The sequence below is a fragment of the Aeromonas sp. AE23HZ002T15 genome (assembly GCF_054165525.2).
Genome location: NZ_CM201342.1, coordinates 1,524,306 through 1,536,468, shown reverse-complemented (window position 1 = coordinate 1,536,468; position 12,163 = coordinate 1,524,306). Strand labels below are relative to the sequence as shown.

Sequence of the window (12,163 nt, the reverse complement as noted above, 5' to 3'; positions counted from 1 at the left end):
GCTCTCTTGGAGCCATGATGAAGCTGTTTCTGACCCTGTTGCTCACCGCCTTGCTCGGCGCCTGCGCGAGTGCTCCTGCGCCCGAGAATCGCGCCTACCTGACCCCGGGCACCAGTTTGCTGCTGCCACCCCCGGAGCGGGCGCAGCCCCTCTACCGTCAGCAGTTGCTCAGTGCCCATAGCAAGGGCGGTGAACACCAGTTGCTCACCGTGCTGGAGGCGGATGGTCGCCAGCTTACCCTGGTGGGGCTGACCCCGAGCGGGATCCGGCTGTTTCGGGTGAGCTATGACGACAAGGGCATCCAGACCGAGCGGCTCTCCAACCTGCTGGGCGGCGCAGCGCTCCCCCCGGTGGCCCAGGTGCTCGCCGACGTGATGATGAGCTACTGGCCCATCGCCGCCTGGCAGCCCCGGTTGCCCAAGGGATGGCATCTGGCGGATGAGGGCATGGTGCGGCGCCTGACCGACCCCGATGGCAAGCTGGTGAGTGAGATCCACTATCGCCAGGTCGACGGGGAGCGTGAACCGGTGCAACTCATCCAGCACGCCTTCGATTACCAGTTGCAGATGGAGAAGTTGGCACCATGAATCCGAGTGCAACCCAGCAGTTGCCCCCCTGCCATATCCAGGCCTATGGCCTTGTCTGCGCCCTGGGACAGGGGAAGGACGAGGTCTCTGCGGCGCTGGCTTCCTGGCAACAGGCTGGCATAACCCCCTTGGATGGCGAGCGGGAGAGCTTGAGTGATGGCCGGCTGACCCCGGTCGGCCGAGTGCGCGCAGCATTGCCCGCTATGCCGGCAGCCCTTGCCCCCTATGAGTCGCGCAACAACCGTCTGCTGCTGGCGGCGCTGACCCAGATCCAGCCCACTCTCGATGAGCTGAAGACCCGGTTAGGCCAGGATCGCATCGCCATAGTGCTGGGCACCAGCACCTCGGGGATCGCCGAGGCCGAGGTCGCGGTCTCAGCGGTGCAAGCCGGTCAGCCGCTGCCAGCCGAGTTTGACTATCGCCAGCAGGAACTGGGCTCGCCGAGCGAGTTTCTGGCCCGCCATCTGGCCCTGACCGGCCCCGCCTACACCCTCTCCACCGCCTGCTCATCGAGCGCTCGCGCCTTTATCAGCGGCCAGCGCCTGTTGGCGGCGGGTCTCGCGGACGCCGTCATCGTCGGCGGGGTGGACAGCCTGTGCGGGCTGACCCTCAACGGCTTCGACAGTCTGGAGTCCCTGAGCACTGATCTCTGCCGCCCGTTCGGCGCGGAGCGGCGCGGCATCAACATCGGGGAGGGGGCGGCCCTCTTCCTGCTGACCCGGGAGTGCGCGAGCCTCGCCCTGCTCGGCGCCGGTGAGTCCTCCGATGCCTGGCACATCTCGGCCCCCCATCCGGAAGGCATAGGGGCCGAGGCCGCCATGCGCATGGCGCTGGGGCAGACCGGGCTGAGCGCCGCCGATCTGGATTACATCAACCTGCACGGCACCGCGACCCGGCTCAACGACGAGATGGAGAGCAAGGCTCTGGCCCGCCTCTATGGTGAAGAGAGCACGGCGCCCTGCAGCTCCACCAAGATGTTGACCGGCCATACCCTGGGGGCGGCGGGGGCCATAGAGGCGGCGCTCTGCTGCCTGCTGATGGAGCTAGGCCTGCCAGCACCCCGGCAAGGGGAGGCGCAGGATCCGGCGCTGACGCCGATCAGGCTGGCACAGGGAGAGCCCGCCAGGGCGCTCACCCGGGTGCTGTCCAACTCCTTTGCCTTCGGGGGCAATAACGTCAGCCTGCTGTTGGGCCGACTCGACCATCACGAAGGGAGCCAATCATGACGATCACCCTGGATGAACTGTTGCCCCATCAGGCGCCCATGTTGTTGCTGGACCGGCTGCTCGATTATCAGGGCAACCGGGTCTGCTGCGAGACCCGGGTCGGTGAGCGCCACAGGCTGTTGCTGGACGAGCAGGGCTGTCTGCCCGCCTGGGTCGGTCTTGAGCTGATGGCCCAGACCATAGCCGCCTGGGCCGGGATGCGGGGACGGGAGAGAGGGGAGCCGGTACGCATCGGCATGCTGCTCGGCAGCCGCCAGTACCAGAGCCAGGTCGCGCGTTTTGCGGCTGGAGAACGGCTCGTCATCGAGGCGGAGTGCCTGCTGGAGGATAACGGTATGGCCAGCTTCGAGTGCCGGATCCTGTGCGGGGATCTGCGCTGTGCCGAGGCCAGGCTCAGCACCTATCTGCCGAGTGACGAAGAGCTGCAAGGTCTGCTTGGTTAATATTTATCCGATCTCTCACCCTGGCGATATTGCTCAAGGCAGTCGGATCATCTGTTTTTGAAGAAGGATTGAACATGAATTCCACCGTATTGGTGACAGGTGCCAGCAAGGGCATAGGTCGCGCCATCGCCCTGAAACTGGCCGCCGACGGCTTTCACATCGTGGTGCACTATCACGGGGATCGCGACGGTGCCGAGCAGACGCTAGGCGACATCCAGGCCACGGGGGGGCAGGGGCGCCTCATCCAGTTCGATATTTCGGACAGGGAGCAGTGCCGCAGCCGCCTCGAGTCCGATATCGAGGCCAACGGTGCCTACTACGGCGTGGTCTGCAACGCCGGGGTGATCCGGGATGGCGCCTTCCCGGCCCTGACGGACGAGGATTGGGACGGGGTGCTGCACACCAACCTCGACGGCTTCTACAACCTGCTCAAGCCCTGCATCATGCCCATGATAGGGCTGCGCCGGGGCGGTCGCATCGTCACCCTGTCGTCGGTCTCCGGCATCATGGGGAACCGGGGCCAGGTCAATTACAGCGCCGCCAAGGCGGGTATCATAGGAGCCAGCAAGGCCCTGGCGCTGGAGCTGGCCAAGCGCAAGATCACGGTGAACTGCGTGGCCCCCGGCCTCATCGATACCGGCATGGTCAATGCCGAGGTTGAGGCCGAGGCGCTGAAGATGATCCCCCTCAAGCGCATGGGGCAAGCCGACGAGGTCGCGGGCCTCGTCTCCTACCTGATGTCGGACATCGCAGGCTATGTGACCCGTCAGGTCATTTCGATCAACGGTGGCTTGATATGAGTGGACCCATGAAACCAGTGAATCATCAGGAACAGCAGGAAGGGAGAGCAGCATGAAGCGTGTCGTCGTCACCGGCATGGCCGGCGTGACCGCCTTTGGCAACGATTGGCAGAGCATAGGGCCTCGCCTCAAGGACGAGCACAATGCCGTCTGCGCTATGCCCGAGTGGGCCGTCTACGAGGGGCTCAATACCCGGTTGGCGGCCCCCATCCAGGACTTCTCCCTGCCGGCCCATTACCCGCGCAAGAAGACCCGGGCCATGGGGCGGGTCTCCCAGCTCTCCACCGTGGCGACCGAACTGGCCCTGACCCAGGCCGGGCTCATCGACCATCCGGTGCTGACCGGCGGGCGCACCGGCATCGCCTATGGCTCCTCCACCGGCAGCACGGATCCCATCGGCGCCTTTGGCGCCATGCTCAACGACAAGACCACCGCCAGCATCACGGCGACTACTTATGTGCAGATGATGCCCCATACGGCGGCCGTGAACACCGGCCTCTTCTTCGGCCTGCGTGGCCGGGTCATCCCCACCTCCAGCGCCTGTACCTCGGGCAGCCAGGGCATAGGCTACGCCTTCGAGGCGATCAAGCACGGTTACCAGGACGTGATGGTGGCGGGCGGTGCCGAGGAGCTCTGTCCCTCCGAGGCCGTGGTATTCGACACCCTGTTTGCCACCAGCCTGATGAACGACAGCCCGGCGCTGAGCCCGAGGCCCTTCGACAAGGATCGGGACGGACTGGTGATCGGGGAAGGGGCGGGCACCCTGATCCTGGAGGAGCTGGAGCACGCCAGGGCGCGCGGGGCCCACATCTTCGCCGAGCTGGTGGGCTTTGCCACCAACTGCGACGCGGCCCATGTCACCCAGCCCCAGCAGGAGACGATGCAGCTCTGCATGGCGCTGGCACTGGCGGATGCGGGCCTGGAGCCCAAGGATATCGGCTACATCAGCGCCCATGGCACCGCCACCGAGCGCGGTGACATCGCCGAGAGCCACGCCACGGCGGCCCTGTTCGGTGACCAGACCCCCATTTCCTCCCTCAAGAGCTACTTCGGCCATACCCTGGGGGCCTGCGGCGCCATTGAGGCCTGGCTCTCCCTGGAGATGATGGCGGAGGGCTGGTTTGCCCCGACCCTCAATCTGAATGAGCCGGATCCCGCCTGTGCCCCCCTGGATCACATCCGCAGCGGTGGCCGGGTGCTGGATGTGGAGTATCTGATGTCCAACAACTTCGCCTTTGGCGGCATCAATACCTCCCTCATCTTCAAGCGCTGGGCCTGACGGAGAGGCGCCCGTTCAGCTCGGGTGCAGCTCCAGTTCAGTTCCAGTACAGCCTGGGTTTAGGTTTGATTAATTAAGATGTCTCCCACTTTTAGGGAGGCATCATGTCCGTTTCATTCTCTTCTTCAACCTCATCTCGGTTGCGCCGCGGCCTGACCGCACTCTTGCTATCCACCCTGGCCTGGGCTCAGGCCTCGCCGGCCCAGGCCGACGATGAATTCCGGCTCGGCCAGACCCTCTTGCTGGGGGTCGGTGATCGCCCGGCCATCATCCCCATGATCGTCTGCCGACCGGTCAAGTCCATCATGGTGAAGGCGAGCAGGGAGCTGACCCTGGACAGGGTCAAGGTGATCTACGGCAATGACCGCAGCAAGACCCTCTCTTTCAACCGGGAGCTGGGACGGGATCAGGAGTCGGGCTGGCGATCCCTGGGGACTAGGCTCTGCGTCAAGAAAATAGAGGTCTACGGCAATTCGGAAGGCAGCAAGGCGGGCATCAAGGTCTACGGCAGGAAATAGCCGGCGGGAAACGAGTACAGCCAATAAAAAAGTGGCCGGGGAAACCCGGCCACTTTTTTACATGCAAATAGAGAAGATGACTTATTTCTTGGGGCGAAATGGCTTGATGACACTCTCGTCGCATTCGAGATAGGGGCCGTCCATCAGATCGATGCAGTAGGGGATGGCGGGGAAGACGGCGTCCAGACACTCGCGAATGGACTTGGGCTTGCCCGGCAGGTTGACGATGAGGCTGCTGCCACGCAGGCCCGCAGTCTGGCGCGACAAAATGGCGGTGGGGACGAACTTGAGGGACTCTGCCCGCATCAGCTCGCCGAAACCCGGCATCATGCGATCGCACACCGCCTCGGTGGCCTCCGGGGTCACATCCCGTTTGGCCGGGCCCGTCCCCCCCGTGGTGACGATGAGGCAGCACAACTCCTCGTCGGCCAGCTGGCTCAGGGTGGCTTCAATCTGTGGCTGCTCGTCCGGAATGAGACGGTAGACAGGCTCCCACTCCGAGGTCAGGTAGGCGCCCAGGGTCTCCATGATGGCCTTGCCGGAGAGATCTTCATAGATGCCTGCGCTGGCGCGATCGCTGACGGTGACTATGCCTATGCGTGCCTTGCTCATGCTCTGCCCTCAGTGGTATGTAAAAGTGGAAAATAAAATAACATAATCAGTGAGATATGTTAAATCCTCACCGGCTTCTCCCAGTGCCGGCACGAGGCTGATTCGAATGAAAACGACTTTCCTCTTATCGACCATTCAGTAATAAGCAGGCATATAAAAAGGTGCAAAATTTCTAAAAAAATCGCATTCAAGCAGGCATGGATAATTGTCTGAATCTTAAAGAATAAATATTTTTCCTTGCCCGCTTTCCCGCCCCTTTATCCGCAACCGGACTCCTGTGGCTCGGTGCAAACTGAACCGGAATCGCTCCTCTCTTATATAACCTTTCTTACGGACAGTGAATTTGTGTGCTGAGCGTAGTTTGGATGTGTCACACATGAGGCCTCTGGCCAGGAGATCATATGGAGCTGCCAGATTTCGATACCCTGAAACATTGGGCCCTCGTGGAGCCAGAACGGCTCGATGCGCTGCTGCACCAGCAGATAGACACCCTGATCGAGCAGGTGGGGCCGGATCGGCAACGACGGCTGCGGGGCCTGCAATTTCGCATCGACTGCCAGCGCAGGCTGGCCAAGAACAATCTGGACAGCTGCATCCGGATCGCCAATATGATGCACGAATCCTTCTATGCCATGCGCAGCCAGATCAATCATCTACAGGATGAAACCTCCCCCCTGGCTGACGGCTTGGTACCCGGAAATAACGTTATCCGGCTCGCGGACCATCGTCGGGATAAATAGAGTATTTAGCCGTTTTATTTATATTTTCATCTTTTTCATAAACTAGGCCACCATCTTGTTAATAAATATGGTGGCTTGTTTGTTATTTGCTGCAAACAAAGAATTGCCACGAAATAAATAAGCCGATAACGGTTTCTCGCCTTGGATATATATGGAGTAAAAAAGCCGCTGGGGTAATATAAGAATTCGGCCAATTTTCTACGACTCAAGGGAATGATGAGAAGTATTACTCCAAGACGGGTGTTGTCGCCGGAACAACAGACAGAGATCACCCGCATCATCGTCAAGGTGGGCCAGCTGATGGGTCAGCATGGCGCCGAGGCGCGGCTCATCGAGCAGACCACGGTGCGGCTCGGCCTGGCCCTGGGGCTGGAGAGCGTGGAGATGGCGCTCTCTGCCGGCGCCATCGTCCTGACCAGCCTCTATCAGGGGCATTGCGTCACCACCACCCGCCGGGTGCTGGATCGGGGCATCAACATGCAGGTGGTGTGCGAGGTGCAGCGCCTCTGCATTCTGGCGGAGAAGGAGCTCATCGGTGCGCGGGAGGTGCGCCAGCGGCTCGATGCCATCAAACCGTTCCACTATCACCCCTGGCTGGTGGTCCCCATGGTGGGGCTCTCCTGCGGGGCGTTCAGCCTGCTGTTCGGGGGCGACTGGCCCATCTTCCTGGTGACCTTCGTCGCCTCCGCGATGGCGATGCGGGTGCGCCAGCTGATGGCCCATCACCATCACAGCCCCCTCATCAACTTCGCCGTGACCGGCTTCGTCGCCACCCTGATCGCCTCGAGCGCCACCTATTTCGGCTGGGGGGAGCAGCCCTATCTCGCCATGGCGGCCAGCGTGCTGCTGCTGGTGCCGGGCTTCCCGCTCATCAATGCGGTCTCCGACATGGTGAAGGGCTACTTCAACATGGGGTTGGCTCGCTGGGGAATGGCGACCCTGCTCACCATCAGCGCCGTGATCGGCATAGTGCTGGCCATGTCGGTGACCGGTATCTGGGGCTGGAAGCTGTGGTGGGATTCCATATGAGGGCTGATCACGAGAGACGCCATCAAGGCGGGAACCTGTTGTCGCGTGGTATCTGTATCGCCACCCAACCCGGAACATGGGGGGAGACGCCATGATGGATCTGTTGTTGCTGCTGCTTCGGGATGCATTCTGGTCGGCTATACCGGCGGTGGGTTTCGCCATGCTGTTCAACGTGCCGCCGCAGATGCTGAAGTACTGCGCCATGGGGGGAGCGCTCGCCCACAGCCTGCGCACCCTGCTCATGCACCATGGCATGCCCATCGAGTGGGCCACCCTGGCTGCGTCCACCACGGTGGGCTTTGTCTGCGTCTACTGGTCGAAACGCCTGCTGGCACCGCGCCCCGTGTTCAGCGTCGCCTCCATCATCCCCATGCTGCCAGGGGCCTATGCGTTCAAGACCATGATCGCCGTGGTGGAGCTCAACATCTCCGGGGTCACGACCGAGCTTATCCATCATGCGGTGAGCAATGGCCTCAAGGTGCTGTTTATCGTGGGGGCCCTCAGTTTCGGTTTGGCGATCCCGTCTCTGGTCGTGTACCGTAACCGGCCCATAGTCTGAGACAGGTTGCGAGGAGCCGACCCATGAAGATTTCCATGATTGCCGCCATGGCCCGGGACCAGGTGATCGGCAAGGACAACCAGATGCCCTGGCACATGCCCGCCGATCTGGCCCATTTCAAGCGGGTGACCCTGGGCAAGCCTGTGTTGATGGGGCGCAAGACCTTCGAATCCATCGGCCGGCCCCTGCCAGGGCGCCGCAATCTGGTGATCAGCCGCAACCCCGACTATCGCGCCGACGGGGTGGAGATGGTCGATTCGGTGGAGGCTGCTCTGGCCCGTCTGCAAGAGGAAGGAGTCGAGGAGCTGATGGTGATAGGCGGTGGCTATCTCTATGGCCAGCTATTGCCCAAGGCGGATCGCCTCTACCTGACCCGCATCGAGCTGGCGGTGGAGGGGGACACGCGTTTCCCTGCCTTCTCGGATGCCGAGTGGATGAGGCTGGAGAGCGAGCCCAATGAGCCCGACGAGAAGAATCCCCATCCCTACTGCTTCGAGATCTGGCAGCGCCGCTAGCCCGACTCGACGCCGACAACCCCCTCTCTACGAGGGGCTTTTTTTGCCTGTCGTCTGCCCTCTCTCTGACCCGGCTCTGCCACTGAGCCAGCCAAACCTCCTTCTTCAAACTGGATCCACTCCATCCCAGGAACTGGGGGATTATTCCTCAAAAAATCATTCGTTGTGTAAGTATGTGGTCATCACCCCTCATGCTGGCGATGTGCCCCATCCCCATGCTCTCGCGGTAGTGGCTAACTGGCTGATATCTCATGGTGTATCCATGATATTTGATTAATTGATCAAATAATTAGCCCATTCTTCCCGGATCATCCGTCGTTGTTGAATTTTTTGTTCATTTAAATAATCCATAAAAATCAGTATCTTAAATTTTTGATTTCATAGTGGGACTCTTATGGTTCTTTTTTGTGGGGTGGTTTTTGTTTAGTGTTAAAAGTAATTGGTTCGCGTTCGGCAGCTGAAACATCAAGATGCCGGCCATAAAAAAAGGACAGCATGACAGTCAAGCTTGAGGTCAAATCACTCTATAAAATCTTCGGAGAACACCCGGAAAAGGCATTCAAGTGGCTGGCGAAAGGGCACGACCGCGCCAGCATCTTGCAAAAGACGGGACAGACCCTGGGGGTGCAGGACGTCAACCTCGCCATCCAGGAGGGGGAGATCTTCGTGATCATGGGTCTCTCCGGCTCGGGCAAGTCCACCCTGGTGCGGCTCTTCAACCGGCTGATCGAGCCGACCCGCGGCCAGGTGCTCATCGACGGTGAAGACATCGCCGCCATCTCGGACGGCGAGCTGCGCCAGGTGCGGCGCAAGAAGATCAGCATGGTATTCCAGTCCTTCGCCCTGATGCCCCACCTGAGCGTGCTGGAAAACACCGCCTTCGGCCTGGAGCTGGCGGGGGTACCGCTGGCGGAGCGCCAGCACAGTGCCCGCCAGGCCCTGCATCAGGTGGGGCTGGGCCAGTGGATCGATGCCTACCCGGATGCCCTCTCAGGCGGCATGAAGCAGAGGGTCGGCCTGGCCCGAGCCCTGGCCAATGACCCGGATATCTTGCTGATGGATGAGGCTTTCTCTGCGCTGGATCCACTCATTCGCACAGAGATGCAGGACGAACTGCTAAAGCTGCAGGGCAGTCAGCAGAGAACCATTGTCTTCATCTCCCACGATCTGGACGAGGCGATGCGCATCGGCGATCGCATCGCCATCATGCAGGACGGTCAGGTGGTGCAGGTCGGCACGCCGGACGAGATCCTGAACCAACCCGCCAACGACTATGTGCGCGCCTTCTTTCGCGGGGTGGATCTGGCCAATGTGTTCAGCGCCCGGGATGTGGCGAGCCGCAAGCAGGTGCCCCTCATCAAGAAGCACACCACGGACGGGCCGGGCAACGCCCTGCGTCAGCTCAAGGAGCTGGAGCGGGAGTTCGGTTATGTGGTGGATCGCAGCCGCCGCTTCCTAGGCGTCGTTTCGGTGGAGTCGCTGAGCCAGGCGGTGCGCAGCAAGGGGAGTCTGGAGCAGGCGCTGCTGGCGGATATCCAGCCCATCCTGGCAGATACCCCCCTCAATGAACTCATCAGCCAAGTGGCCGCCGCCCCCTGTCAGGTGCCCGTGGTCGAATCGGATGGCAGCTATCTGGGACTCATCTCCAAGGCCAACCTGCTGAACACCCTGGACAGGAGTACCCCGGCATGAAATTAACCTCTTCTTATCGTCTGCTGGCAGGCATGCTGGCGTTATTGCTGCTGGCGAGCGCCCCCGCTCGGGCCGACGATGTCGCGGCAGATCCCTGGGCCGCAACCACGGAAGCGACCACAGAGGCCGCCAGTGATCCCTGGGCGAGCACGGACACTGCCGCCGCCGACTGGCAGAACCAGATAGCGACCACGGATACGGACGCGCAGATCAACTGGCTGGATCCTTTCCAGCAGGCGCTGGTGCCACTGGATACCTGGGTTGAGGGCGGCATCGGCTGGCTGGTGGAGAACCTGCGGCCCCTGTTCCAGCTGATCCGGGCGCCGGTGGAGCTGGCCCTGGGCGGCATGACCCATCTGCTGCAGACGGTGCCCTCCGCCCTGATGATAGGCCTGCTGACCCTGGTCGCCTGGCAGCTGGTGAACGGTCGCATGGCCCTCGGCACCCTCGCATCTCTTGTCGGGATAGGCCTTATCGGTGCCTGGTCCGATGCCATGATAACCCTGTCACTGGTGCTGACCTCGCTCTTCTTCTGCATCCTGATAGGCTTGCCGGTCGGCATCCTGCTGGCGCGCAGCGAACGGCTGTCGCGCTGGACTAGACCCCTGCTGGATGCCATGCAGACCACCCCGGCTTTCGTCTACCTCATCCCCATCGTCATGCTGTTTGGCATCGGCAATGTGCCGGGTGTGGTGGTGACGGTGATCTTCGCCCTGCCGCCCATGATCCGGTTGACCATGCTGGGGATCCGCCAGGTGCCCGCAGACTTGGTGGAGGCGGCTCACTCGTTCGGGGCCAGCCCCTCCCAGCTGTTGTTCAAGGTACAACTGCCGCTCGCCATGCCCACCATCATGGCCGGGGTCAACCAGACCCTGATGCTGGCACTCTCCATGGTGGTGATCGCCTCCATGATCGCGGTCGGCGGTCTGGGCCAGATGGTGCTGAGGGGCATAGGCCGGCTCGACATGGGGCTCGCCTCCATCGGCGGCCTCGGCATAGTGCTGCTGGCCATAGTGCTCGATCGCCTGACCCAGGCCATGGGACAGCCGGATCGCAGCCGCACCGGCCGCTGGTATCAGCGCGGCCCGGCGGCCCTGCTGCTGCGACTGTGCGGTCGCAGCCCATCCATTCAATGCAAAGGAGCAACCTTATGAGACCCATTACTACCAGCCTGACTCTGGGCGCCCTGTTACTGAGCTCTCTGGTACTGAGTTCGGTCGCCATGGCCAGTACCGAGCTGCCGGGAGAGGGGGTCAAGGTGCAACCCCTGCAAAGCTCCCTGCCGGAGGAGGCGTTCCAGAGCCTGCTGGTCAGCAAGCTGATGGAGCGGCTCGGCTACGACGTGCAGCCGGCGCAGGAGGTGGACTACAACGTGGCCTATGCCTCGGTGGCGCAGGGGGACGGCACCTTCCTCGCCTTTAATTGGATCCCGCTGCAGGACAACAAGTACGAGCAGGCGGGGGGCGACAAGGTGTTTTTCCGCCAGGGGACCTATGTGGCCGGCGCCGCCCAGGGCTATCTCATCGACAAGAAGACGGCGACCCAATACGGCATTACCAATCTCGGTCAGCTGAAGGATCCCAAGCTGGCGGCCCTGTTTGACGGGGACGGTGACGGCAAGGCCGATCTGGTGGGGTGCAACCCGGGCTGGGGCTGTGAGGAGGCGATCAATCATCACCTCGACGAGTTCGGCCTGACCCCGACCGTGACCCACAAGCAGGGCAACTACGCGGCCCTGATCGCCGACACCCTGGCTCGCTACCAGAGCGGCAAGCCGGTGCTCTATTACACCTGGACGCCGTACTGGCTCAGCAGCGAGCTGGTGCCGGGTCGGGACGTGGTCTGGCTGGAGGTCCCTGCCGATGCCAGGGATGCGGCCAAGACCCGGCTGCCGAACGGCAAGGACTATGGGTTTGCGGTCAATACCATGCACATAGTCGCGAACAAAGCCTTCACCGATGCCAATCCGGCGGCGGCCAAGTTGTTCAGCATCGTCAAGTTGCCGCTCAGCGACATCAACATCCAGAATGGCTTGATGAACAAGGGACAGAACAAGCCGGCGGATGTGGAACGCCACGCCGATGCCTGGCTCAAGGGGCATGAGCAGCAGGTCAACGACTGGCTGGCCCAGGCGCGCACCGCCGCGCAATAAGTGGCGATCTT

At 61.9% G+C, this 12,163-nt stretch carries 14 protein-coding genes; 13 read left to right on the top strand and 1 reads right to left on the bottom strand.

The genetic code is table 11. The annotated features are described in order from the left end of the window. Positions 1-17 precede the first annotated feature (17 nt). From apeN to ACT5M9_RS06970, 6 genes are all read left to right on the top strand, one after another. Entirely contained in the window at positions 18-587 is a 570-nt protein-coding gene (gene apeN / locus ACT5M9_RS06995) for an ApeN family LolB-like membrane protein (protein ID WP_457980763.1), read from the top strand. Next, positions 584-1,813 carry a beta-ketoacyl-[acyl-carrier-protein] synthase family protein gene (locus ACT5M9_RS06990; RefSeq protein ID WP_457980765.1) on the top strand — a complete coding sequence of 410 codons (1,230 nt, stop codon included), beginning with the start codon at positions 584-586 and terminating at the stop codon, positions 1,811-1,813. The genes apeN and ACT5M9_RS06990 overlap by 4 nt, the downstream gene beginning before the upstream one ends. Then, on the top strand, positions 1,810-2,256 hold the full coding sequence (locus ACT5M9_RS06985) for a hotdog family protein (RefSeq protein WP_457980766.1): 447 nt from the start codon (positions 1,810-1,812) through the stop codon (positions 2,254-2,256). Before ACT5M9_RS06990 ends, ACT5M9_RS06985 begins: the two co-directional genes overlap by 4 nt. Before the next feature lie 74 nt (positions 2,257-2,330). After that, complete coding sequence (locus ACT5M9_RS06980; protein ID WP_457980768.1) at positions 2,331-3,056, top strand: 3-ketoacyl-ACP reductase FabG2; 726 nt, start codon at positions 2,331-2,333, stop codon at positions 3,054-3,056. A gap of 52 nt (positions 3,057-3,108) precedes the next feature. Beyond that, positions 3,109-4,335 carry a beta-ketoacyl-ACP synthase gene (locus ACT5M9_RS06975; protein WP_457980770.1) on the top strand — a complete coding sequence of 409 codons (1,227 nt, stop codon included), beginning with the start codon at positions 3,109-3,111 and terminating at the stop codon, positions 4,333-4,335. A gap of 104 nt (positions 4,336-4,439) precedes the next feature. After that, positions 4,440-4,853: a DUF2541 family protein gene (locus tag ACT5M9_RS06970; protein ID WP_457980771.1), complete on the top strand. Its 414-nt coding sequence runs from the start codon at positions 4,440-4,442 to the stop codon at positions 4,851-4,853. An 81-nt stretch (positions 4,854-4,934) separates the two neighbouring features. On the opposite strand, the gene mog is transcribed toward ACT5M9_RS06970, so the two are convergent. Then, positions 4,935-5,465, bottom strand: coding sequence for a molybdopterin adenylyltransferase (mog, locus tag ACT5M9_RS06965; RefSeq protein WP_457980773.1), 531 nt, complete (start codon positions 5,463-5,465; stop codon positions 4,935-4,937). A gap of 401 nt (positions 5,466-5,866) precedes the next feature. Here mog and ACT5M9_RS06960 point away from each other — a divergent pair, with 401 nt between their 5' ends. The 7 genes from ACT5M9_RS06960 (at position 5,867) to proX (ending at position 12,152) form a co-directional block, all read left to right on the top strand. After that, positions 5,867-6,205: a DUF3135 domain-containing protein gene (locus ACT5M9_RS06960; RefSeq protein WP_457980775.1), complete on the top strand. Its 339-nt coding sequence runs from the start codon at positions 5,867-5,869 to the stop codon at positions 6,203-6,205. A 213-nt stretch (positions 6,206-6,418) separates the two neighbouring features. Beyond that, entirely contained in the window at positions 6,419-7,234 is an 816-nt protein-coding gene (locus ACT5M9_RS06955) for a threonine/serine exporter family protein (protein WP_457980777.1), read from the top strand. Positions 7,235-7,325: 91 nt separating this feature from the next. Beyond that, positions 7,326-7,793, top strand: a complete 468-nt coding sequence (locus ACT5M9_RS06950) for a threonine/serine exporter family protein (protein ID WP_438551878.1) — start codon at positions 7,326-7,328, stop codon at positions 7,791-7,793. A gap of 23 nt (positions 7,794-7,816) precedes the next feature. Continuing rightward, a complete protein-coding gene (gene folA, locus ACT5M9_RS06945; RefSeq protein ID WP_457980779.1) occupies positions 7,817-8,308 on the top strand; it encodes a type 3 dihydrofolate reductase in 492 nt (163 codons plus the stop codon). A 495-nt stretch (positions 8,309-8,803) separates the two neighbouring features. Further along, positions 8,804-10,000 carry a glycine betaine/L-proline ABC transporter ATP-binding protein ProV gene (proV, locus tag ACT5M9_RS06940; protein ID WP_457980781.1) on the top strand — a complete coding sequence of 399 codons (1,197 nt, stop codon included), beginning with the start codon at positions 8,804-8,806 and terminating at the stop codon, positions 9,998-10,000. After that, positions 9,997-11,154 carry a glycine betaine/L-proline ABC transporter permease ProW gene (proW, locus tag ACT5M9_RS06935; RefSeq protein ID WP_457980783.1) on the top strand — a complete coding sequence of 386 codons (1,158 nt, stop codon included), beginning with the start codon at positions 9,997-9,999 and terminating at the stop codon, positions 11,152-11,154. Before proV ends, proW begins: the two co-directional genes overlap by 4 nt. Next, positions 11,151-12,152 (top strand): glycine betaine/L-proline ABC transporter substrate-binding protein ProX, encoded by a 1,002-nt coding sequence (gene proX, locus ACT5M9_RS06930; protein ID WP_457980785.1) that lies wholly within the window; start codon positions 11,151-11,153, stop codon positions 12,150-12,152. Before proW ends, proX begins: the two co-directional genes overlap by 4 nt. Positions 12,153-12,163: the final 11 nt, after the last annotated feature.